Source organism: Aquirufa aurantiipilula (assembly GCF_019923745.1).
Lineage (GTDB): Bacteria > Bacteroidota > Bacteroidia > Cytophagales > Spirosomataceae > Aquirufa > Aquirufa aurantiipilula.
On the sequence record NZ_JAANOG010000001.1, the window covers coordinates 213116 to 237349 of the forward strand.

The following is a 24234-nucleotide window of genomic DNA, read 5'->3' on the forward strand; positions in this document are numbered from 1 at the left end:
TATGTTTTTACACCTAAAACGACTACCCGAATTACTTGTAGTGGCTTTACTTGCTTTGGGATTGATCCTCGTTTATTGCTATATTTTAGATCAAAACGGTATTATTCCAATTGGAGGTAAAAAGGCTCCTAGCTATGTGATTGTCTTATTTTTTCAATGGTTTTTAGTTCAAAAAGGTGTGAAACATAGGGGGAATCAATCCATACATTTTTTGCATTTATTTGTATATCAATATGCCTTTGTCATCATCGTTGGTATATTAAGTTTTAGTTTTTTTCATTGGTTTTTTCAATCAAGTGCTGGTTTAGATTTATTAAATGAATATATTCGATTAAACTTGTTGGAACTATCTCAATATCAAAAGGTTATAGTTCAGCAGGAAGGTCAAAATTATTACTTAGAATTGAAAAATAGTATTTCTCAGATTAATGCTTTTAGCATTGCCAAAGATGACTTTTTTCAAAAAATAGCTTTATCTTTTTTACCCAATCTACTTATTTCATTATACTACAAACGTTCTTAAATCTATGGAAAATCAATCCGAATCTACCCCTTCATCGTCCCTAATAGCTTTAAAATGGGGATTAATTGGAGGGACACTAAGCTTTTTATTTACTTTATTAACCAAGTACACTGGATTAGAAGATCAATTTTCTGAGTCACTTGGGTGGATTACTTTTTTAGCCACTTTAGTTATTGATACATCTATTCTATTTCTTACTCTGAAAGAATTTAGAGAGCAAAATGGTGGTTTTTTAGGATATAGCCAAGGTTTAGGTGTTTCTAGTTTATTGGGTGCAATTTGGGGCTTGGTTTCTGGCGCCTACAATTATATTTATTTGAATTTCATTGACCCAACCGTCCTTCAAAAACAATTGGATATTGCACGTGAAAAGATGGAGGAGCAAGGCTTAAGTGAAAGTCAAATCTCAGAAGCCATGAAAGTTTCCTCCATGATGATGGGGCCTGGTGTACAATTTGTTTTGATCGTTTTGATGTCGACCTTATTCTTATTTTTATTAGGCTTAATTGTTTCAGCTATTTTAAAGAAGGAAAAACCATTTTTTGAGTAAAAATTTATGTGGGCAATAGTTCAAAAAGAATACCATTCATTTTTCAGTTCCTTTATAGGCCTTGGGCTCATGTTAGCTTTTTATATGCTAACTGGTCTGTATACTTGGGTATTTGAAGGAAATGTCTTGGATTTTGGATTTGCTGAATTGAGTGTTTTTTTTGAATTAGCCCCCTGGTTTTTCTTATTCTTTATTCCAGCTTTGAGTATGCGTTTGTTTTCCGAAGAATATGCATTGAAAACTTATGACTTACTTCGTTCATTGCCTGTTTCTGATTGGGATATCTTGATGGGGAAAGTAATTGGCACCTTTGCAGTGGTTCTTACTTCATTAGTGCCAACTCTCTTTTTTGTGTATTCTTTGAGTAGTTTAGGAAGTCCTGTGGCAAACTATGATTCAACGTTGATTCTGGGAGGCTATATTTCCATTTGCTTACTCGGATTAGCCTTTGTGTGTTTAAGTGCTTTAGCTTCTTCTTTAACCAATAAACAGGCCTTAGCTTTTGTTTTAGGTGTTGCTTTCAATTTTGTTTTTTGGCAAGGTCCTCAAGAATTAGCTTTAATTCCTTTCTTTGCTAGTCTTGATGTTGACTTATATAGCCTCAATTTTCATTACAGGAATATTTCGAAAGGAGTGCTTGGATTAGCTGATATAGCCTATTTTGCTGGTTTTAATTTAGTGGTATTAGGTCTTTTATTATTTCGTTTAAAACGAAATTTATTTAAAATCTAATATCGATATACGATGTTGACATAAATCAATTTCAGCAGCTTCGTTTGAAGCAATGATGATCAATCGATTACTTTGTTCCTTGATTTTTTGATAAAACCAATTCTTAGCTTTTTCATCTAAATTAGTCGTAGGCTCGTCTAAGAATAGACAAGGTTTTTCAGACAAAAGCGCTAAGCCCAATTTTATTTTTTGTCGCATGCCTGAAGAGTAGTTCTTGATGAACTTTGATTTATCAGGTTGTAATTCGATGTATTCCTGAAAATTTTGCAGGTTTAATTGATTCGGTAAAGCTTTTAATTGAATCAGAAAGTTCAGAAGTTCGGATAAGGTAAATTCCTCAATTAATTCCACGTATGGAGCTGCATAAGCAACTAAGGAATGACATTGATCGGATTCAATGCGAGTCGATTCACCTTGAAGAAATTGTACTTGTCCTTTGGTGGGTAGCGAGTATTGCGCTAAAATACGAAGCAGAGTGGATTTTCCTGAACCATTGGGGCCAGTTAAAGCATAGGATTGTCCAGATTCAAATAGATAAGAGAAGGAGCGAACCACCCATTCTTGACGGAATTTTTTTTCAACATGTTCGGCAAGAATTTTCATGAATTGATGGCTTATCCTTTCATGATTCCGCGTTCTGAGCTGCGAATAAAAGAAAGTATCTCATCTCTTTCTGAAGATGGGCTTATTTGTTCCTCTATTTCACTTAAGGCTGTTTGAATATTCAAGCCTTTTTGATACACATATCGATATATTTCTTGAATATCAGCGATTTGTTCATCAGAAAAATTTCTTCTGCGTAAACCAACGGAATTAATACCAGCGTAAGTCAGCGGTTCTCTACCAGATTTGGTGTAAGGAGGTACATCTTTACGCACGAGTGAACCACCCGAAATCATGACGTGCTTTCCGATACTTGCAAATTGATGTATGGCTGTTGATCCGCCAATAATGGCATATTCTCCAACAGTTACGTGTCCTGCCATTTGTACAGAATTGGCCAAAATACAATTATCAGCAATTTGGCAATCATGCGCTATGTGTACATATGCCATGATTAGGCAATTTTTACCAACTACAGTACGGTCTTTATCTACCGTTCCACGGTTTATGGTGACACATTCACGGATAGTGGTATTATCTCCTATTTCTGCTGTGGTTTTTTCACCACCAAATTTTAAATCTTGGGGGATGGCAGAAATTACAGCTCCAGGAAAAATACGTACATTTTTTCCAATTCGAGCACCAGGAAAAATAGTAACATTGGACCCAATCCATGTTCCATCACCGATTTCCACATCTCCGTGTATCATGGTAAATGGATCAATTGTCACATTTTGGCCAATTTTTGCGGATGGATCTATATGTGTAAGCGGATATGTCATGGGTACAATTATGATTTTCTAACTAAACTAGCGGTCATTTCAGCTTCGCAAACAACTTGTCCAGCTACATAAGCCTTTCCTGTCATTTTAGCTATTCCTCTTCTAATCGGAGATATTAATTCACATCGAAAGATAACAGTATCTCCAGGAATTACACTTTTTCTGAAGCGACAATTTTCAATACCAACTAAATAAGGCCAATAGTTTTCTGGATCAGGTACTGAGCTTAGTACCAAAATTCCACCTGTTTGAGCCATAGCTTCTACTTGCATAACACCAGGCATAACCGGGTTGTTAGGAAAATGGCCCATAAAATAGCTTTCATTCATGGTAACATTTTTGATACCCACTACACTATTCTCATCCAAATAAGTGATTTTATCAATCATTTGGAATGGATAACGGTGAGGTAATAACTCATAAATACGTTCGTGAGAACAAATTGGAGGTTGCTTAGGGTCGTAAACAGGAACTTTGTTTTTCTCTGTTTCTAACATCAACTTCTTGATCTTTTTGGCCAATTCTACATTGGAAGCATGTCCTGGTCTAGAAGCTAAAATTTGCGCTTTTATAGGTCTGCCTACTAAGGCTAAATCTCCCATGACATCCAATAATTTATGGCGAGCCATTTCATTATTGTAATGTAAGTTGGTATTGTTTAAAATACCTACTTCCTTGGATATACTTACTTTAGGTTTACCCAACACTTCGGATAAATGAGATAATTCTTTTTCAGAATAATCGCGGTCTGCAATCACGATTGCATTACTTAAATCTCCTCCTTGAATTAAACCAGCTTTATAAAGAACTTCTAACTCATGCACAAAACAAAATGTTCTGCACATGGCAAATTGCTCTTTAAATTGAGATACGTGAGTTAAATTGGCATGTTGGCTGGATAGGAATTTGGAATTATAATCCACCATAACAGCTATTCGGTAATCATTTAATGGGAGGGCTGCTAATTCAATACCTTTATCTAAATCTTTGAATCTGATTTCTTCAGGAAGTTCAAAGAATTTGCGATGAGCCTCTTGTTCCAGAGGAATAGCTTCTTCTAATGCCTCTACAAATTTGATGGAACTACCATCCATGATAGGAGGTTCTGGACCATCTAGTTGAATTAAGATATTATCTATCTCCATACCCACCATCGCAGCTAACACGTGCTCGACAGTGTTGATACGAGCACCATTATGCTCTATGGTAGTGCCTCTAGAAGTATCTACAACATAATCAACATCAGCATCTGCAATGGGTTGATCAGGTAAATCAGTACGTTGAAACTTGATCCCGTGATTGGCTGGTGCTGGTAAAAAAGTCATAGTGGCTGTTACGCCAGTATGAAGACCCACTCCGCTTAGAGTGACTGATTTACTAATGGTGTGTTGCTTATTGTTCATACGAATCTAATGTCCATTTACTCAACTTTCATTGTTTGATTGATTTTTTCAAACAAGTCAGGTAATTGACGAATAAGTGCATTTCTTTTTAAATAATCTACATTAGGGGACGCTGGTGTGCCTCCAAGTGTTTGTCCAGGTGTTTTAACTGTTTTCGTAACTCCTGATTGAGCTGTAACAATGGTGTGGGAGGCAATACTAATATGTCCTGCTACGCCAACTTGACCACCAATTAAACAATGATCTCCAATTTTAGTGGATCCTGAAACACCCACTTGGGCGGCTATGGCCGTATTTTGGCCTACCTCAACATTGTGAGCGATTTGTACTAAATTGTCTATTTTAGAGCCTTTCCCAATCTTGGTGGATCCCATGGTGGCACGATCAATGGTGGTATTGGCGCCAATACTTACGTGGTCTTCAATTACTACATTTCCTAATTGAGGAATACTAGTAAATGTGCCATCTGGCTGAGGAGCAAAGCCAAAGCCATCTGATCCAATTACCGCATTGGCGTGTATGATGCAGTTGTTTCCGATTTTGGTGTCAGCATAAAGAATTACACCCGGATAAATGAGACAGTTTTCGCCGATTTCGACGTTTACGCCAATACTTACATTATTCATAATTCGGCTTCCCGAACCAATTTTGGCATTGCGATTGATGCTAGTAAAAGTGCCAATAAATAGATTTTCACCTAAGGTAGCACTTGAATCAATGAAAGAAGGTTGTTGTATTCCTGTTTCGTTGGATGCCATCATTTCCTGGTATTTTTGTAATAATACAGTAAATGATAGATAGGGGTTAGCCACACGAATTAAGGTAGCTAATGGTTTCTTTTTGAGTATTTGATCTTTTGAAATGATAATGGCTGTGGCCTTAGAATCATACAAAAATGCCTCGTATTTGGGATTGGCTAAAAATGATATGGTACCTGCTTTGCCTTCTTCTATTTTACTGAAATCTGAAATAATATCAGCTCCATTCCCATCTACTGTTCCATGAATTAGTCCGGCAATTTGATCAACAGTAAATTTCATGCAGGGATGAATTGATTTTCAGGTAATAATGGAATTAGGTACGCAATCAACGTAATTCGCCTTGCAAATATACGCTCTTTGGGCAACAAAAATAGTATTTTTTTACAATCTTACTCAATGCTTGGATGGTCGGTAAGTCAGATGCTTCAAGTAACTCGACAACCTGACCTTGTTTATCGACCATTTTGATGGTATTGTCTCCTTGAATGTAGGCTGCATTACTCGTGGAGCCATCCACCACAAAATATCCGACTTCGTCTGCACTGATGCCTAATGTTTTTTGAATCATTTGTTCAATTTCCAATTTTTTAGTTCTTGGAATAGGTTGACTTCCTAGTTTACAAGTAAATAATTTTCTAGTTAAGAATTGCTGACAAAGGTTTTTTAAGATAATGTCTTCTGCTGATTTCCAGCTTTTTATAGCTGCCCATACATCATGGTCATCCAAATCAGTAAAGGCCACTAGGAGAGATTCTCTCATTGAAAATTCTTCCCAAGTATAGATTTTACTTAAAAAGGTAAATAAGGGTGTAGAGCAATCTAATTGTACTCCAGAATTAATCAAATATTTAGCTCGTCGTAATATTTGTATCAACATGCTTTCTGCTGCAATGGCCGTTTTGTGTAAATAAACTTGCCAATACATGAGTCTTCTAGCCATTAAGAAGTTCTCTATTGAATATATTCCCTTTTCTTCCAAAACGAGCCTTTCATTGACTAAATCCAGCATGGATAATAATCTTTCTGAACCGATGAAGCCTTCTCTTACTCCTGTATAAAAGGAATCACGACTTAAATAATCCAAGCGATCGACATCCAATTGACTCGAAATCAATTGATGAAAGAAGGGACGGTGATATTTATCAGAAAACATTTGAATAGCTAAATCGAGCTTACCATCGAAATGTTTATTTAGGGTAGCCATTAATAATTGAGAAATAGCCTCATGATGGACATTTTCTAATAAGGTATATTCCAAGACATGCGAAAATGGTCCATGGCCGATGTCGTGCAATAAAATAGCTATTTCAGCAGCTTCTCTTTCTTCATCTGAAATAGGATAACCTTTAGCTTGTAAATTATTTAAAGCTTGGTCCATTAAATGCATGGCTCCCAAAGCATGATGAAATCGTGTATGATGTGCTCCAGGATAAACAAATTCGGCTAATCCTAATTGTTTAATGCGTTTTAATCGCTGGAAATATGGATGATCAATGAGTTTTAAAATGAATGGATTATTGATTTTGATGAATCCATAAATCGGGTCATTGATAATTTTAGTAGGGTACATAGTTTAGCGGACTTTCTTATCTTTTACCAAATTGGTTATTTCATTGAGCATCTCAACTTGGATATTTTGTATTTCTAGTAATTCTTGTTGTTGGTGGGTCATTAAATGATCTATTTTTTCATTCAATAACCTGATTTCCAATTCAGACTTTAAATTGATTAAATAATCTTTTTTTGATCTTTCTCTGTCTCTTTCTTCTTGTCTATTTTGGCTCATCATAATCACAGGTGCTTGCAAAGAGGCTATGCAGGATAAGATAAGATTTAATAGAATAAAAGGGTAGGGATCAAAACCTTTGTTGAGAAACCAATATACATTGGCCAAGATCCAAAGGGCTAAAAATACAAAGAAGGAAATGATAAAACGCCAACTTCCACCAAATGAAGCTACTTTATCTGCAATTTTTTGACCCATGGTTAAATCACCAAAGTCCTCCATATCCACCGCTTGAGTAATCAATCGATGATCTGCTTCATTTTTTAATACTACTTGTTCTAATGCTGTTAAATCTCCTGTTTCTTTTTTTAGAAAATCAGACAAATAAATTTGTCGAAATATATTTAATTCTGTTAAAGCTAAATTACTCTCAGATTTAAAATTCGGATAATCCCTTTGTATTAATTGCAAGATTCCCTCTTGAATATTACTCCCATTGACCATCTCAGCGATGGGGTAAATTTTCATGGATAAGTCGCTAATGAAAGTTTTCGTTTTCATTTTTTTGATTTGGAAGTCAAAAGCTAGATTAAACCTTAAATTATAAATTTATAAAGGAAATTAGTTAAAAAGCTCTTGATTATTTAATTTTGCAGCTCGTTGAAGCAATTCAATGCGGACTTGTAGCTCAGTTGGTTAGAGCATCTGACTCATAATCAGGGGGTCCATGGTTCGAGCCCATGCTGGTCCACCCCATGTAAAAAGCAATATCTTGGAAAAGAGGTATTGCTTTTTTTTGTTGATTAAAAGGTTTTATGCGATATTTATTTGTAATATACCGTGAAATTATAGAACAATAAATATTTACAAATGAACCGTCAAGAATTTATAAAGCAATCCAGCATCCTTTTTATGGCCAGTCAGCTTCACATTCCCAATACTTCCGAAACCAATTGGGCTGGTAATTTGACTTATTCAGCAAAAAAAATAGTATACCCTACAAGCATTGAAGAATTAAGAAAAGAAGTGTTAGCAGCTAAGCAACCCAAAGCTTTAGGCTCTAAACATTCATTTAATACCATTGCTAATTCAACAGATACACTGATTTCTACTTCAAAATTGGATAAACTATTATCCATTGACCGTCAAAAGATGTGGGTTTGGGTTGAATCAGGAATTAAGTATGGAACGTTGGGATTGCTTTTGGATAAAGAGGGCTTTGCATTACATAATTTGGCATCTTTGCCCCATATTTCAGTAGCTGGAGCTTGTGCGACAGCCACTCATGGATCAGGCGACAAGAATGGTAACCTTTCTTCGGCGGTTCGTGGAATAGAATTGATGAAGTCCGATGGAACAATAGAAAGATGGGAGCAAGGACACCCTGATTTTAATGGCGTCGTTGTGAATCTGGGTGCTTTAGGAATTGTTACTAAAATGGCTTTAGCCATTCAACCCAAATTTGAGGTAAGTCAGTTTGTGTTTGAAAATTTGTCGATGAATCAATTGAAGGATCATTTTAATGAAATTTATCAAGAAGGATATTCCGTAAGTATGTTTACACATTGGGAAAATAAGAACATCAACCAATTGTGGATTAAGAAACGGTCCGATGCGAAAAACATTCACCCAGTGAAAGAATATTTTGGAGCTACCGCTGCTACCTCTCATTTGCATCCTATAAAAATTAATTCCCCCATAAATTGTACTGACCAAATGGGGATATCGGGTCCATGGTATGAACGCTTACCTCATTTTAAAATGGGTTTTACTCCGAGTAATGGTGCTGAATTACAAGCGGAATATTTTGTACCTAGGAAGTTTGCTTATCAGGCCATTATGGCCGTGGAAGCGATACATTCTATTTTTGTTCCTTATTTATTTGTAACTGAAATTAGAAGTATTGCCGCTGACGAATTATGGTTAAGTCCTGCTTATCAACAAGATATGATAGCAATTCATTTTACATGGAAGCCTGATACCAAAAATGTCTTAGCCGTTTTACCAAAAATTGAAGCGGCATTAGAACCCTTCGAGGTGAAGCCTCATTGGGGAAAACTATTCACCATGAGTCCTAAAAAATTACAAGCTAGATATCCCAAATTCAAAGATTTTCAAGCCTTAGCCAAACGCTTAGATCCTCAAGGGCGTTGCCGCAATGAGTTTTTGAATCGAAATTTATAGGTTTACACTACGGAAGAGCAAAGGCCACATACTGGTTGTTTTTAGGTGTTCCTAATTTTGTTCCTCCACAAGCAATTACAATGAATTGCTTTCCTTGAACCATGTAAGTAGAAGGTGTAGCAAATCCAGCAGCAGGTAAATTGGTTTCCCATACCAGTTTACCTGTTTTTGATTCAAATGCCCTGAATTTTCCGTCTTTAGTAGCTCCAATAAAAAGTAATCCATTGGAAGTTAAAAGTGGCCCTCCGTAATTTTCTGTTCCTGTATTTTTTATACCTTTTTTAGCTAATTCTATATCTTCACCTAATGGAATTTTCCATAAATATTCCCCTGTATTCAGATCAATGGCATTTAATGTACCCCAGGGCGGTTTAATCCCTGGCCTTCCATTAACATCCAAAAATTTATTATATCCTGTCATTCGATATGGAATTTTAACTTTCTGACTGGAATTTTGACTACTGACTTCTTGCTTATCCTCATGTCCTAAGTAAGTTAAAATAGATTCGATCTCATTGTTTTTTAATTGAGTAAATCCTGGCATCATGCCTTTTCCTTGTTGAATGATTTGTTTAACAAATACTTTATCCCTTCTTTTAAAAATATCCATTAAAGAAGGATAACCACTTAGGCTATTTCCTTTCAATTCTGGTCCATGACAACTTTGACAATAATTCTGATAAAGTCTTTTGGCATTACTTATTTTTAGTTTTTCCTTTTCTGATTGATTTTCCATTTTTTGAACCCAAGGCATTTCATTGCTATTGATGTATATAATCCCATTTTCTGGATCTGCCGCCGCACCACCCCATTCTCCACCTCCGTCAAATCCTGGAAGTATGAGTGTCCCGACTTCACTAGGTGGGGCATAGAAGTCTTTTTTAAATTTCTTAAGTTGTTGAATTAATTCATCTTTGTTTTCAGCATATGGACTAACATCTAAATGGCTAATTTCATATGACTGTCGAGCATAAGGAGCTGGTTTACTAGGAAATGGTTGGGTGCCCCAAGGCTTTTCTCCTGGCAAACCTTGAGTGGATACTTTCTTTTCCGTAATAGGAAATAAAGGTTTCCCAGTGCTTCTATTGAATAAGAATACAAAACCTTGTTTTGAGATTTGAGCTACAGCATCGATGTATTTCCCTTGATGCTTTACTCGAATTAAATTGGGAGGTGCAGGTAAATCCCGATCCCATAAATCGTGGTGAGTGGTTTGAAAATGCCATAATCGTTTTCCAGTTTTAGCATCCAAAGCAATTAAACAATTAGCAAATAGGTTACTTCCTGGTCTATTTCCTCCCCAAAAATCATATCCTGCTGAGCCCGTTGGAACAAAAATAATGCCTCTTTTTTCATCAACGGCCATTCCTGCCCAATTGTTCGCAGCACCTACATAAGTGTTTTTATATGCATCTTTGGGGAATGTTTTATATCCAAATTCTCCAGGATATGGAATCGTATGGAAGGTCCAAACTAATTTTCCTGTTTTTACATTAAAGGCTCGTATGTCACCAGGAGCCGCATCTTCTCCTTCAGATAGTCGGAGTGGCATGATGATTAAATCTTGGTAAATACTACCCGGAGTATTAGAAACTATAAATTTATTTTGGGCAATTTCAGGAAGACCAGTATGTAAATCGATTTTACCTCCTTGTCCAAAGGATAAAACAGGTTTACCTGTTTTGGCATCCAATGCCCACAAATTGGGCCCTGCCGTATATAATATTCTAGAATCTTTTCCATCTGTCCAATAGGAAACTCCACGACTCGTACTTGCCCAGTTTTTTAAAGGATCTCCAAATCGCCAAATTTCTTTACCAGAAGCAGCATCCAATGCAAAGGCTTGAACGGAGGCATTCACACTATAGAGTATTCCTTGGATGATGATAGGATTCGCTTGAATATGAGCAGAATCACCACTCGCGTATGTCCATGCTATTTTTAGTTCGTTTACATTTTCTAATGTTATCTGATTCAATGTGGAATAATGATTCCGATCTGAGCCACCTAAATAGGAGGGCCAGTCTTCGTTTGATGGTACTGTTAAAAATGAACTGCCTATGAATACAAGCAAACAAGCTATGGCTGATAGAAGGAGAATTTTACTTTTCATAGGCTTAATTTAATAATAAATAGTACTTTCATTAGCCTGCCTTGAATTGTTTTTATCAATTCTTCTGCTACATTAGCAAGCCAATTTTAGGGTAATATTCCTTAGATGGTTGATTTAGTGGTTTAATATGACACTCGTTGATTGTTTTTTAGATTAGAAAAGTATCATATTCTGCTTTGGAAGTTATTATTCAAATTAAAAAATTAAAATATCAAATGGGTTCATTATTAGGATTGTTGTTTCACAGTTTGGGGGGCTTTGCTTCAGGTAGTTTTTATATTCCTTATCGCAAGATAGAGGTATGGTCATGGGAAAGTGCTTGGATAGTAGGAGGGGTATTTTCATGGATATTGGTGCCTTTTGTGGCGGCATATTTAACTATCCCTGATTTCATGCAGATTATCCAACAAGCAAACTCAAGTACCTTATTCTGGACATATGCATTTGGTGTATTGTGGGGAATTGGAGGATTAACCTTTGGTTTGGCCATGCGATATTTAGGGATGTCCCTTGGGATGTCTATTGCTTTAAGTTTATGCAGTATTTTTGGCGCTTTGGTTCCTCCTATTTATCGTGAATTTTCAGGTATGGAGGGTATCACTTTTTCTCAAATTGCGGGTAGTACTGGAGGTAGATTGGTTCTATTGGGCATTGTGGTGTGCATCTTTGGTATTTACCTATGTGGTAAAGCTGGTATGATGAAGGAAAATGAACTATCCGATGAGCAGAAGAAAGAAAGTATTAAAGAGTTTAATTTGGTTAAAGGCTTAATTGTAGCCACTATTTCTGGCTTATTAAGTGCATGTTTTAATTTTGGTATTGAAGCAGGAAAATTAATGGCTAATGAAGCTATTATAAAGGGATGCGATCCTCTTTTTCAGAACAATGTCATTTTTATTGTGGTATTGTGGGGAGGATTTACTACTAATTTTATTTGGTGTATGTATTTAAATTATACCAATAAATCCTTTGGAGATTATTTGAATACCGAATCTCCTTTACGTAGAAATTATACTTTTGCTGCCGTAGCAGGAACTACCTGGTTTCTTCAATTCTTTTTTTACGGGATGGGTGAAAGTAAATTGGGCAATGGGGCTAGTTCATGGATCCTACACATGGCGACCATTATTTTAACTTCTAACTTTTGGGGATTGTATTTCAAAGAATGGAAAGGAGTTTCAAAGCAGACATTAAGGACAGTAATGGCTGGAATTGTTGTAATTTTGGTATCTGTTATCATTGTTGGTATCGGTAATTCTTTATAAATGAGTCATTCAAATATTCTTGATGTCATCCATATCGATGAGTTTTCATCGACTCCTAAATACCAGCAGTTGGCCAATTCCATCATCGAAGGAATTAGAAATAAGCGGATTAAGAAAGGAGAAAGTTTACCATCGATTAATGAAGTTAGTTTTGAATATTATATCTCCAGAATTACTGTTGAGAAGGGGTATAACTATTTGAAATCCAAAGGAGTAATAGATTCGGTTCGCGGTAAAGGCTTTTTTATAAAAATCGATAAGCTACCCGTAGATTTCCGCATTTTCCTTTTATTCAATAAGTTAAGTGGTCACAAGAAATTGGTCTATGATTCCTTTGTAGAAGCGATGGGGGAAAATGCCACCATTGATTTTTACATCTACAATAACGACTTCAATTTATTTAAAAAGATAATTCAGTCCAGAGATCGAGATTACTCCCACATTGTGATTATTCCCCATTTTATGGAAGGAGAACAAAGTGCTAGGGAATTGATAAATCAGTTGCCTAAAGAGAAATTGATTTTATTGGATAAGTTGTTACCGGGTATACAAGGGAATTTTGGGGCAGTGTATGAAAATTTTGAAAAAGATATTTATTCAGCCTTGATTCAAGCCAAGGATGATTTGAGTAAATACCATGTATTAAAAATGATCTTCCCTAATACGTCCTATTATCCTCAGGAAATTGTGACAGGCTTTACGAATTTTTGTCGTGATTTTGCCTTTGATATGGAGATTGTATCTTCTGCTAGTGCCATAACTCCTGCCGTTGGTGAAGCTTATATTAATGTCATGGAGGATGATTTGATTATGTTGTTGGAAAAAATATTAGAAAAGGAATTAATTCTTGGAGAGGATGTAGGATTGATTTCCTATAATGAAACACCATTAAAAAGGTTGTTGTTTAAAGGGATTAGTACCATATCAACTGATTTTGCACAATTGGGGCGGACTGCTGCTGAATTAATCAAAACGAATTCCAAGGTACATATTGAAAATCCCTTCTGCCTGATTTCGAGAGCATCTTTATAGGACCCCTCTTGCCAAATTTTATATGGCAAAACTCGGTTTTTGAGCAATTAAACCTTTGAACTTCCTGAAAAAAGTAGCATTTTTGTAGCTTGATTTCGGTAATTATTTAATTCTATTATAATGAGCAATACTCCCAATACCCTTTTTGATAAAGTTTGGGACTCTCATGTCGTTCGTAAGATCGAAGATGGTCCAGATGTTTTTTTTATTGATCGTCACTTCATTCATGAGGTAACTAGTCCAGTAGCATTTTTAGGTTTAGAGACACGTGGTATCGGTGTGTTATTTCCAGAAAAAACATTTGCTACTGCGGATCATAATACTCCTACCATTAACCAGCATTTGCCCGTTGAGGATCCTTTATCGGCAAATCAGTTATTGCAATTGGAAAAAAATACTGCCAAATATGGTATTTCACACTGGGGCTTAGGGAATCCTAAAAACGGTATTGTTCACGTAGTAGGACCAGAAAACGGAATTACCTTACCAGGCATGACCATTGTTTGTGGTGATTCACATACTTCGACTCACGGAGCTTTTGGTGCTATCGCTTTTGGAATTGGGACATCAGAGGTAGAAATGGTGCTTTCTTCGCAATGCATCATGCAACCTAAACCAAAGAAAATGATCATTAATGTCAATGGGACATTAGGAAAAGGAGTTACACCAAAAGATGTGGCTTTGTATATTATTTCTAAACTATCTACTTCGGGTGCCACTGGATATTTTGTAGAGTATGCAGGAGATGTATTTAGAAACATGTCCATGGAAGGTCGAATGACGGTTTGTAACCTTTCGATCGAAATGGGTGCTCGTGGTGGTATGATTGCTCCTGACCAAACGACTTTTGATTATATTGAAGGACGTGAATTAGCTCCTAAAGGTGCGGATTGGGATAAGCAATTAGCTTATTGGAAGACATTAAAAACCGATGAAGGTGCTGTATTTGATCAAGTGATTAATTTTAATGCAGCGGATATTGAGCCGATGATTACTTATGGTACCAATCCAGGAATGGGTATGGGTATCTCTAAGCATATTCCTAAAGCAACAGATGTGGAGGGTGGTGTGGCTACCTATGAAAAATCGCTTGATTACATGGGATTTGCTGAAGATGATGCCATGATTGGTAAGAAAGTAGACTATGTGTTTATTGGTTCTTGCACGAATGGTCGTATCGAAGATTTCAGAGCTTTCGCTTCTATTGTAAAAGGTCGTAAAAAGGCAGATCATGTGACGGCTTGGGTAGTACCTGGTTCTCACATTGTTGAAAAACAAATTAAGGATGAAGGTATTTTTGATATTCTGACAGAAGCAGGATTTGAATTACGTCAACCGGGTTGTTCAGCTTGTTTAGCTATGAATGACGATAAAATTCCTGCTGGAAAGTACGCAGTGAGTACTTCTAACCGAAATTTTGAAGGACGTCAAGGACCAGGTTCTCGTACTTTATTAGCTAGTCCATTAGTAGCTGCTGCAGCAGCAGTAACCGGAGTGGTTACAGACCCAAGAGAGTTTTTATAAGTTGTTTAAATTAGACCATTATGGCTTACGATAGTTTTAGTGTATTAAGAAGTTCTGCCGTTCCATTACCAATTGAGAACGTAGATACAGATCAAATCATCCCTGCTCGTTTTTTAAAGGCAACAGAGCGTAAAGGATTTGGAGATAATTTATTTAGAGATTGGCGATACGATAAAAATGATCAACCTAAGGCTGATTTCGTATTGAATAATCCTACTTACCAAGGAAAGATTTTAGTAGGGGGTAAGAATTTCGGTTCTGGTAGTAGCCGTGAGCACGCAGCTTGGGCGATTTATGATTATGGCTTTAGATGTGTTGTATCTTCTTTCTTTGCTGATATTTTCCGTGGAAACGCCATTAACGTAGGTATCTTACCAGTACAAGTAAGTCCAGAGTTTTTGCATCAAATTTTTGAAGCCATTGAAAAAGACCCTAAGGCTGAATTAGAAGTGAATTTACAAGAACAACGCATCAGCATTGTGTCTACAGGAGCTTCAGAAAGTTTTGATATTAATGGGTATAAAAAACATAATTTATTGAATGGTTTTGACGACATAGATTATTTACAAGCTATGAAAGACGAAATCGTTTCTTTTGCTTCCAATCGATAATTCCTTGAAACGTCATATTGAAATCATGGATACCACCCTTCGCGATGGTGAACAAACCAGTGGGGTATCCTTTTCTGCTAGTGAAAAATTAACTATAGCTCAATTGCTATTGACTGAATTAAAAGTCGATCGTATTGAGATTGCCTCGGCACGTGTGTCGGAAGGTGAATTTCAGGCTGTGAAAAAAATCACGGAATGGGCCGACAAAAATGGTCTTTTGGATAAAGTAGAGGTTTTGACTTTCGTCGATGGCGGAACTTCGGTGAATTGGATGTTAGATGCAGGTGCCAAAGTGATGAACTTATTAACAAAGGGTTCTTTAAATCATTTGACATTTCAATTAAAAAAGACTCCAGAGCAGCATTTTAGTGAAGTAGAAGCTACCATCCGATTAGCTATTTCCAAAGGGTTAAAGGTAAATGTATATTTAGAAGATTGGTCAAATGGTATGCGAAATTCAAAAGAATACGTCATTTCTTATTTGGACTTTCTAAGCAAATTACCAGTAGATCGTATTTTGTTGCCAGATACGTTAGGTATTTTAATTCCATCTGAAGTGGCAGCATTTATTTCTGAACTAGTTGCGCGGTATCCTACGGTACATTTCGACTTTCACGCACACAATGATTATGATTTAGGCACAGCCAATGCTTTGGAAGCAGTAAGAAATGGAGTTCATGGACTTCACTTAACTGTTAATGGTATGGGTGAAAGAGCAGGCAATGCTCCTTTGGCTAGTGTCATTGCTGTGATAAATGATTATCAAAAAGATGTAGAGGTGTCTGTTGAAGAGAAATCTTTATACTCTGTAAGTAAATTGGTGGAAACTTTTTCTGGTTTCAGAATACCTGCCAATAAGCCAGTGGTAGGTGAAAACGTTTTCACCCAAACAGCGGGAATTCATGCAGATGGTGATAAAAAGAATAATTTATACCACAATGATTTAATGCCAGAGCGTTTTGGTCGTGAACGTAAATATGCTTTAGGTAAAACTAGTGGTAAAGCGAATATTGAAAATAATTTATTGCAATTGGGCATACAGCTTTCAGATGAAGATTTGAAAAAAGTAACCCAGCGAATTATTGAATTGGGTGATCGCAAAGAGGTCGTAACTCCCAATGATTTGCCCTATATCATTTCAGATGTATTGGATAGTTCCACGATTGAGGAACGTGTTCAAGTGTTAAATTATGTACTAACACACAGCAAAGAATTACGTCCTTCCGTGACCTTGAAAATCTCCATTGACGGAAAAGTATATGAAGAGCATGCTCAAGGGGATGGTCAATACGATGCTTTTGTCAATGCATTAGAAATTATATTCCAAAAGAATGGTAAGAAATTGGCGCAATTGAAAGATTATGCTGTTCGTATTCCACCTGGAGGAGATTCTGATGCGCTTTGTGAAACCATTATTACATGGTCGCATCAAGGAAAGGAATTAATTACCCGTGGATTGGATTGTGATCAAACGGTTTCCGCCATTAAGGCAACTCAAAAAATGTTGAATTTGATTTAGTAACATACAATAATACAAATGGCGAAGAAGCATATTTTAATCGTTCCTGGTGATGGAATTGGACAAGAAGTTACCGCAGTAGGTAAAAAAGTATTAGACAAAATTGCAGCAAGATTCAATCATGAGTTTACTTATGATGAGGCTTTAATTGGTCACGTAGCCATCGAGGCTACCGGAGATCCACTTCCTGCTGAATCTTTGGAGAAAATGAAAAATTCGGATGCTGTATTGTTTGGTGCAGTAGGTCATCCAAAATATGACAACGATCCATCTGCCAAAGTTCGCCCTGAGCAAGGCTTGTTAAAAATGCGTAAAGAATTAGGTTTATATGCCAATTTACGCCCTATTAAATTGTTTGATGAGCTATTGGGAGCATCAAGTATTAAGCCTGAGATTTTGAAAGGTGCTGATATTTTGTTCTTCCGTGAATTAACTGGCGATATTTATTTTGGTGAAAAAGGGCGTAAAAACAATGGAGATACAGCCTATGATGTAGCTGAGTATAGTCGTTATGAAGTGCAGCGTATAGGTCGTAAAGCCTTTGATGCTGCTAGAACTCGTCGTAAAAAATTAGTTTCTGTAGACAAAGCCAATGTGTTAGAGTCTTCCCGTTTGTGGAGAGAAGAAATTCAAAAGTTAGCTTTAGAATATCCAGATGTAGAAGTTGAATACCAATTTGTGGATGCTACAGCCATGATATTAATTAAAGAGCCAACTCGTTTCGATGTAGTAGTTACGGCTAATTTATTTGGAGATATTTTAACAGATGAAGCTTCTCAAATTGCAGGTTCAATGGGTATGCTTGCATCAGCTTCAATCGGAGATGGAACAGGTGTTTATGAGCCAATTCACGGTTCTGCTCATGATATTACGGGTAAAGGTTTAGCAAATCCTATGGCTTCTGTATTGTCAGCAGCCTTATTATTGGATATCTCTTTTGGTTTGAAAGAAGAATCTGAAGCGATTATTTCAGCTATTGACCAGGTATTGAAGAAAGGTTTCCGTACACGTGATATTGCAGATAAAACAACGGACCCATCCATGATTTTAGGTACTGATGCCATTGGGGAAGAAATTTTAAAATTGCTTTAATTGCCACAATATTTAATAAATTTAGGTCCCAATTATTGGGACCTTTTTTTATGCATATTCATGAAGTACTTGTGGTTTTAGGCTCCCCAAATTCACCTGATGGTCAATTAGGTCCTATTGCTTTAGATCGAGTCAATTATTGTTGGGAGCTGTTTCAAAAACAAGCTAGGCTTATTTTGTGTACCGGTGGATTTGGTGCTCATTTTAATACAAGCCCATGGTCACATGCTTCTTTATTGAAAAATGAATTAGTTGCCAAAGGCGTATCTGAACATGCTTTTTTACCTTTAGCATTATCGGCTAACACCGTAGATGATGCAGTAAAATCTAAAGCTGTATTAATGGATTATCCCGTAGAATCTCTTGTAATTATTACTTCAGCATATCATATTCCCCGGGTTGAATTGGTCTTCGATGAAATATTGTCCAATTTTTCAAAACAATATATGGGGATTGAGCATTTAGTTGAAACACCAGAAATAATGGCTTTAAGAGCTCATGAATTAAAAGCAATTGAAGAAATAAAATTGAATGGATTATATTATTAAATCAACAAACATGAAACATTTATTAACAATCGTTGTGGTCATTTTGGTCTGTTTTTCAGCCAGTTCCCAAACTAAGAAAATTGAATTAACTGATTTACTTAAAATTAAAACAGTTTCACAACCCCAATTTTCTCCTGATGGTAAAAAGTATATTTATTTACTCAAGTCGATCGTGGAAGACCCGGATAGAAAGGGAGAATTTGCCTATCAAAATCATTTGTATTTGGGAGATTTGGCATCGAAAGAATCTAGAGCTTTAACCTCAGGTAAAATGTCTGTTTCTTCTGCCTCCTGGAGTCCCAATGGTCAATTTATAAGTTTTGTCAGATTAGTAGGTGATAAACCTCAGTTATTTCTTTTACCTATTTCTGGAGGAGAAGCATATCCAATCACAACCATTTCATATGGTGTAGGGGCCCCAGAATGGTCAAAGGATGGTTCAAGTTTATATTTCAGCTCGGAATTATCTGTTAAAGATTTTTTGGTAGATACGGTTTACAATAAATCGGCATTGCAACCTTCATGGACACAGGAAAAGCCTGCTTATGATTGGTCCATTTTTCAAAAGAAAATGAAAGCTAATCCCGATGGGAATATTGAAGAAATCAGAGCTTATCTTTTTCAAAACGAAAAAGATAAAAAAGCTAAAGTGATTAATCAATTGGATTTTCAGGAAGAAAGTACCGTATCGGGCGAATTAACGGTTACTGCATTTTTCAAAACTTCTATTTTAGGAAATTCTAAACCTGAATTACTGGTCAATCCATTTAGACGAGTTGATGAAATGAAAGAGCTGAAAAGCGGACAAACTTTTGTTGTGTGTATTCCTGCAGATACCCTTCGTCATCCTGATAAAGTATTGGATAATACAATAGCAATTTATGATGCGACAACAAAGTCTTTCCAAACATTAGTTGAAAAGCCAGGATATCGATATTCCAATATATCTGTTTCTCCTAATGGGAAGTATTTGGCTTTCTTTGAGTTAAAAGTAGGAGGAATACCTAGTCCAGTAGCTAAAATTATAGCCTTAAGTCCAGGTGCTTATTATCAAAAAATCATTCCATTGGATCGGATTTTAACGCAATGGTCTTGGTCAAAAGATGAATCAACATTGTATTTTACTGCTCAAGATCACGGTGGTGTACCTCTGTATGAGTATGACATAGCCAAAGGGAAATTAACTGCTTTAAGTTCAATTGAAGAAGGTGTATTAGGTTTTGATCAGATGGATGGTCAGTTTATTTATGCAAAGACAAAAATTACAAATCCATCTGAATTGTATTTTTCTAGCAAATCCAATCCAGTTGATATGGCATTAACTCAGTTTAATACAGTCTGGCTGAAAGATAAAGTATTAAGTTTAGCTAGTAAAAAGACATTTAAAAATAATAAAGGTTTACTGGTAGATTATTGGGTAATGAAACCAGTTAATTTCCAGTCAGATAAAAAATATCCATTATTAGTAGAAATACATGGAGGACCTACAGCCATGTGGGGTACAGGAGAAGCAAGTATGTGGCATGAATTTCAGTATTTTGCTGCCAAGGGTTACGGTATAGTGTATTCCAATCCGAGAGGTAGTGGTGGGTATGGAACGGAATTTATGGGAGCTAATGTGAAAGATTGGGGACAAGGCCCCATGTCTGATGTGATGAAAGCTTTAGATTTAGGAATATCTGAAGGTTGGGCAGATACAACCAAATTAGTTGTAACAGGAGGATCCTATGCAGGATACTTAGTTACTTATATGATAGGACATACCAATCGATTTAAAGTGGCTTGTTCTCAACGTGGTGTATATGAATTATCTACGTTTTTTGGTGAGGGAAATGCTTGGAGATTAGTTCCAAATTATTTTGGTGGTTATCCTTGGGAAAAACAAGCTAGGAGTATTTTGGACAAAGAATCTCCTTTAAGTTATGTCCTGAACATTAGAACCCCTCTGATTATATTTCATGGCGAACAGGACCTTAGAACAGGTGTAATTCAATCGGAAATGTTATACAAGAGTTTGAAAGTTTTGGGACGTGATGTTGAGTATGTTCGTCACCCAGGAGCTACACATGAAATCACTCGATCAGGTAATAACCGTCAGCGGCTTGATCAAATGCTAAGAACATATGAGTTTTTTGAGCGGTATCTGAGATAAGTTACTAGTTATTAGGGATTAGTTTTAAGTGATTAGTTTTTAGGGATTAGTTACTAGGGAATGGATGTTAATTTTTATAATTACCCATTTTAATATCTAACCCCTAATAACTAATTAAAGTATCTAAAATCTTCATTTCCCTTCACCTTCAATAAGCAAGCGTAAATTAAATCTATTACTGCTTCCATGTCGGATTTGGCAATCATTTCTACTGTTGTATGCATGTATTTCAACGGTAAAGAAATTAATGCAGAGGCAACACCTTCTGTTGCATAAGCAAATGAGTCTGTATCTGTACCCGTGGATCTAGAAACGGCTTGTCTTTGGAAATCAATCTTATTTTCGTTGGCAACATCAATAATGAAATCTCTGACATTATTTTGAACCGCTGGTCCATAACAAATCACAGGGCCTTTACCGCAAGCCATATCTCCTTGTGTTTTCTTATTGTACATCGGAGATTGTGTATCATGGGTAACATCGGTAATGATAGCTAAATCTGGTTTTAAACGTTTGACAATCATTTCAGCACCACGTAAGCCAATTTCTTCTTGAACAGCATTTACTACGTACAAAGTAAATGGCAATTCGATTTTATTATCTTTCAATCGTTTAGCCACTTGTGCTATCATATATCCACCAATGCGGTTATCCAAAGCACGACCTACTAAATATTTTTCATTCAATTCCATAAGTCCATCCTCGAAAGTGACTACAGTACCTACATGGATGCCCATTTCTTCTACTTCTTTCTTATTGGATGCACCACAATCAATGAATATATCACTCACTGTTGGAGCTTTATCTTTCGTTGTATCGCGTACGTGTATGGCTGGCCAACCAAAAATCCCTTTGATTACTTTGTCTTTGGTATGAATGTTGGCTCTCATAGAAGGTGCTATTAAAGCATCTGAGCCACCATTTCTGCGTAAAAATAAATATCCATTCTCGTCGATGTAATTCACAAACCATGAAATTTCATCGGCATGAGCCTCAATGACCACAGAATACGGTTTCCCAGGATTGATGACAGCTACGGCAGTTCCGTATATATCTATGATTTTTTCATCTAAGTAAGGTTTTAAATAATCCAACCAAATTTTTTGTCCCGACATTTCGAAACCAGTAGGGGATGCATTATTTAAATATTCGTACAGAAAGTCATTCGATTTTTGAGACATAATTGACATATTTTTTGAAGATGCAATTTACTAAGGCTAATTTATATTTGAATTTTATCGAAAAAATAAATTTAAGAGTTTTGGAGAGCCATTTTAAAGCTTAAATTTGTAGTTAATAGTGAAAATTTATCCGGCTAAGGATTGTTTTTATCATTTTATTAGTAAAACAACATTTGATGAAGAAAATAGCAGTTTATACATCAGGAGGAGATGCCCCAGGAATGAATTCTTGTATTCGTGCCATTGTACGAGGAGCCGCTTATCATGGAGTAGAGGTTTATGGAATTGTGAGGGGATATAATGGTATGATTAATGGAGATATTATTCCATTAAATTCACAGTCGGTTAGTAATATTATTCAAAGAGGAGGAACCATCCTTAAATCAGCACGTTCTAAAGAGTTTTTAACTACAGAAGGTCGTAAAAAAGCTTATGATCAATTGCAGGCTAAAGGTATAGAAGGTTTAGTGGCTATTGGAGGAAATGGTACGTTTACTGGGGCTGAAATTTTTTATAATGAATTTAAAATACCTTGTGTAGGTGCTCCTGGTACAATTGATAACGATTTATACGGAACAGACTATACTATTGGGTATGATACGGCTGTCAACACAGCATTAGATGCTATCGATAAAATTAGAGATACAGCTGATTCCCATGATCGTGTATTTTTTATCGAAGTAATGGGCCGTGACTCTGGTTATATTGCCATTCAATGCGCAATTGCTGGGGGGGCAGAGGCTGTAATGATTCCTGAAAACCTTACTCCAGTTAGCGAAGTAATGGAAACATTACAAAAAGGATTTTCAAAAGCTAAATCATCGTCTATTGTGATTGTAGCAGAAGGAGATGAAGAAGGAAATGCACAAAAAGTAGCTCAAAAGATTAAAGATCAAATGAAAATTGAGTTAGATATTCGTGTGACTACTTTAGGTCATATTCAGCGTGGTGGTGTTCCTACAGCAGCTGACCGGATATTAGCTAGCAGATTAGGTCTTGGAGCTTTGGAAGGACTTTTACGTGGTGAAAAGAATGTCATGGCTGGTGTGGTAAATAACCAATTGGTATATACTCCATTCCATGATACTATTACTAAAAAGAAACCAGTTTCAGAAGATTTGATACGTATGGTAGAAATCTTATCTACCTAAATATATCCTTGCAATTTGTAAACGACTATACCTACAAATTCTCGTGTTAAATGGAAGAAATTCTCCAAGCTTTTTTCGCTTGGTTTAAAGTTGGAAAGGATACCCGGTTGGGTATCCTTTTTTAATATATCAGCAGAATAGGGTCGCACATTAAATCCTTGCTTTTCAAAGCACATGACAGCCCGTCTAAGATGTAAAGCAGAGGTAATTACAACAACTGTATCTTTTTTGATGTAATTTTTTAGCATTTGACTAGAATATAAGGCATTTTCATAGGTATTTCTTGCCTTATTTTCCACGAATATATCTCTTGATGGTACGCCCATTTTAATGAGAAGTTTACGAACATTAAGGGATTCTTGGGTGTTGTCTACGATTAAATTGGGAATGCTTGTTTCTCCACCTGAAACGAGTATTTTCTTGATAGCTCCCTGTTGGTATAAATGAAATGTTTGTAACATTCTATCTGATACCGAACCAAACGAAATTCGATTGGGATGTCCATCTGCATATTTTACCATACCACCTGTTAAGACTATTCCCCAAGTGTACGTTTTATTTGTAGGAATATCGGGAGCATCCACTTCCCAATTTTTTATAAAGAAGTTGCAAATGAACCCATTAGTAAGAATTAGCACTAAAATCAATGATGTTAAAACGGCTCTTCTTATATGTTGTGTTTTTTTCAAACGTAAGGCAATCACCAAAGGAATAATTATCCAAACTGTTGGTGAAAGTATGATGTCAAATATTTTAGATAGTATGAAAAACATTGTAATTTT

General features: G+C 36.2%; 22 protein-coding genes and 1 tRNA gene. 14 read left to right on the plus strand and 9 right to left on the minus strand.

Translation table 11 applies throughout. The features are described 5' to 3' along the window. Position 1: 1 nt before the first annotated feature. From G9H60_RS00925 to G9H60_RS00935, 3 genes are read left to right on the plus strand one after another with little or no spacing between them, the layout of a single operon-like run. Entirely contained in the window at positions 2-523 is a 522-nt protein-coding gene (locus G9H60_RS00925; protein ID WP_223142247.1) for a hypothetical protein, read from the plus strand. Positions 524-527: 4 nt separating this feature from the next. Continuing rightward, a complete protein-coding gene (locus G9H60_RS00930; protein WP_223142248.1) occupies positions 528-1073 on the plus strand; it encodes a DUF4199 domain-containing protein in 546 nt (181 codons plus the stop codon). Between the two features lie 6 nt (positions 1074-1079). Then, the gene (locus tag G9H60_RS00935; RefSeq protein WP_223142249.1) at positions 1080-1805 is read left to right on the plus strand and encodes an ABC transporter permease; all 726 of its coding nucleotides are present in this window, start codon (positions 1080-1082) and stop codon (positions 1803-1805) included. Here G9H60_RS00935 and G9H60_RS00940 read toward each other — a convergent pair. Genes G9H60_RS00940 through G9H60_RS00965 form a run of 6 tightly spaced genes read right to left on the minus strand, consistent with a single transcriptional unit; the run spans position 1791 to position 7641 of the window. After that, positions 1791-2408 (minus strand): ABC transporter ATP-binding protein, encoded by a 618-nt coding sequence (locus G9H60_RS00940; protein WP_223142250.1) that lies wholly within the window; start codon positions 2406-2408, stop codon positions 1791-1793. The two genes, G9H60_RS00935 and G9H60_RS00940, sit on opposite strands and share 15 nt — an antisense overlap. An 11-nt stretch (positions 2409-2419) precedes the next feature. After that, a complete protein-coding gene (gene lpxA, locus G9H60_RS00945) occupies positions 2420-3190 on the minus strand; it encodes an acyl-ACP--UDP-N-acetylglucosamine O-acyltransferase (RefSeq protein WP_223142251.1) in 771 nt (256 codons plus the stop codon). 8 nt (positions 3191-3198) lie between these two features. Next, positions 3199-4593: a bifunctional UDP-3-O-[3-hydroxymyristoyl] N-acetylglucosamine deacetylase/3-hydroxyacyl-ACP dehydratase gene (locus G9H60_RS00950; protein ID WP_109322855.1), complete on the minus strand. Its 1395-nt coding sequence runs from the start codon at positions 4591-4593 to the stop codon at positions 3199-3201. Positions 4594-4610: 17 nt separating this feature from the next. Further along, positions 4611-5633: a UDP-3-O-(3-hydroxymyristoyl)glucosamine N-acyltransferase gene (gene lpxD / locus G9H60_RS00955; RefSeq protein WP_223142252.1), complete on the minus strand. Its 1023-nt coding sequence runs from the start codon at positions 5631-5633 to the stop codon at positions 4611-4613. A gap of 46 nt (positions 5634-5679) precedes the next feature. Next, on the minus strand, positions 5680-6924 hold the full coding sequence (locus G9H60_RS00960; protein WP_223142253.1) for an HD domain-containing protein: 1245 nt from the start codon (positions 6922-6924) through the stop codon (positions 5680-5682). A gap of 3 nt (positions 6925-6927) precedes the next feature. Next, positions 6928-7641, minus strand: coding sequence for a DUF1003 domain-containing protein (locus tag G9H60_RS00965; protein WP_262899910.1), 714 nt, complete (start codon positions 7639-7641; stop codon positions 6928-6930). A 116-nt stretch (positions 7642-7757) separates the two neighbouring features. On the opposite strand from G9H60_RS00965, the gene G9H60_RS00970 reads away from it, so the two are divergent. Further along, positions 7758-7831: transfer RNA gene (locus G9H60_RS00970), tRNA-Ile, on the plus strand. Positions 7832-7950: 119 nt separating this feature from the next. Beyond that, a complete protein-coding gene (locus tag G9H60_RS00975; protein ID WP_223142254.1) occupies positions 7951-9264 on the plus strand; it encodes an FAD-binding protein in 1314 nt (437 codons plus the stop codon). A 7-nt stretch (positions 9265-9271) separates the two neighbouring features. Here G9H60_RS00975 and G9H60_RS00980 read toward each other — a convergent pair whose 3' ends face one another. Further along, positions 9272-11377: an outer membrane protein assembly factor BamB family protein gene (locus G9H60_RS00980; RefSeq protein WP_223142255.1), complete on the minus strand. Its 2106-nt coding sequence runs from the start codon at positions 11375-11377 to the stop codon at positions 9272-9274. A gap of 215 nt (positions 11378-11592) precedes the next feature. Between G9H60_RS00980 and rhaT the strand changes: the two genes are divergently transcribed. The 8 genes from rhaT to G9H60_RS01020 all read left to right on the plus strand — a co-directional run bounded on the left by rhaT (position 11593) and on the right by G9H60_RS01020 (position 21120). Then, a complete protein-coding gene (gene rhaT / locus G9H60_RS00985) occupies positions 11593-12642 on the plus strand; it encodes an L-rhamnose/proton symporter RhaT (RefSeq protein ID WP_223142256.1) in 1050 nt (349 codons plus the stop codon). Next, the gene (locus G9H60_RS00990; RefSeq protein ID WP_262899911.1) at positions 12643-13674 is read left to right on the plus strand and encodes a GntR family transcriptional regulator; all 1032 of its coding nucleotides are present in this window, start codon (positions 12643-12645) and stop codon (positions 13672-13674) included. Positions 13675-13794: 120 nt separating this feature from the next. Beyond that, entirely contained in the window at positions 13795-15198 is a 1404-nt protein-coding gene (gene leuC / locus G9H60_RS00995) for a 3-isopropylmalate dehydratase large subunit (RefSeq protein ID WP_223142257.1), read from the plus strand. A 20-nt stretch (positions 15199-15218) separates the two neighbouring features. Further along, positions 15219-15809, plus strand: coding sequence for a 3-isopropylmalate dehydratase small subunit (leuD, locus tag G9H60_RS01000; RefSeq protein ID WP_223142258.1), 591 nt, complete (start codon positions 15219-15221; stop codon positions 15807-15809). Positions 15810-15834: 25 nt separating this feature from the next. Continuing rightward, positions 15835-17328, plus strand: a complete 1494-nt coding sequence (locus tag G9H60_RS01005; RefSeq protein ID WP_223142440.1) for an alpha-isopropylmalate synthase regulatory domain-containing protein — start codon at positions 15835-15837, stop codon at positions 17326-17328. 18 nt (positions 17329-17346) lie between these two features. After that, positions 17347-18420 carry a 3-isopropylmalate dehydrogenase gene (leuB, locus tag G9H60_RS01010; RefSeq protein ID WP_130925169.1) on the plus strand — a complete coding sequence of 358 codons (1074 nt, stop codon included), beginning with the start codon at positions 17347-17349 and terminating at the stop codon, positions 18418-18420. A 50-nt stretch (positions 18421-18470) separates the two neighbouring features. Beyond that, positions 18471-18968 carry a YdcF family protein gene (locus G9H60_RS01015; RefSeq protein ID WP_223142259.1) on the plus strand — a complete coding sequence of 166 codons (498 nt, stop codon included), beginning with the start codon at positions 18471-18473 and terminating at the stop codon, positions 18966-18968. A 10-nt stretch (positions 18969-18978) separates the two neighbouring features. After that, positions 18979-21120, plus strand: coding sequence for a S9 family peptidase (locus G9H60_RS01020; protein WP_223142260.1), 2142 nt, complete (start codon positions 18979-18981; stop codon positions 21118-21120). A 110-nt stretch (positions 21121-21230) separates the two neighbouring features. On the opposite strand, the gene G9H60_RS01025 is transcribed toward G9H60_RS01020, so the two are convergent. Beyond that, positions 21231-22301: a M42 family metallopeptidase gene (locus G9H60_RS01025; RefSeq protein ID WP_223142261.1), complete on the minus strand. Its 1071-nt coding sequence runs from the start codon at positions 22299-22301 to the stop codon at positions 21231-21233. Between the two features lie 176 nt (positions 22302-22477). Between G9H60_RS01025 and pfkA the strand changes: the two genes are divergently transcribed. Then, a complete protein-coding gene (gene pfkA, locus G9H60_RS01030) occupies positions 22478-23452 on the plus strand; it encodes a 6-phosphofructokinase (RefSeq protein WP_166374160.1) in 975 nt (324 codons plus the stop codon). Here pfkA and G9H60_RS01035 read toward each other — a convergent pair. Continuing rightward, positions 23449-24225 (minus strand): YdcF family protein, encoded by a 777-nt coding sequence (locus G9H60_RS01035; RefSeq protein WP_223142262.1) that lies wholly within the window; start codon positions 24223-24225, stop codon positions 23449-23451. The genes pfkA and G9H60_RS01035 overlap by 4 nt on opposite strands. Between the last annotated feature and the right edge of the window lie 9 nt (positions 24226-24234).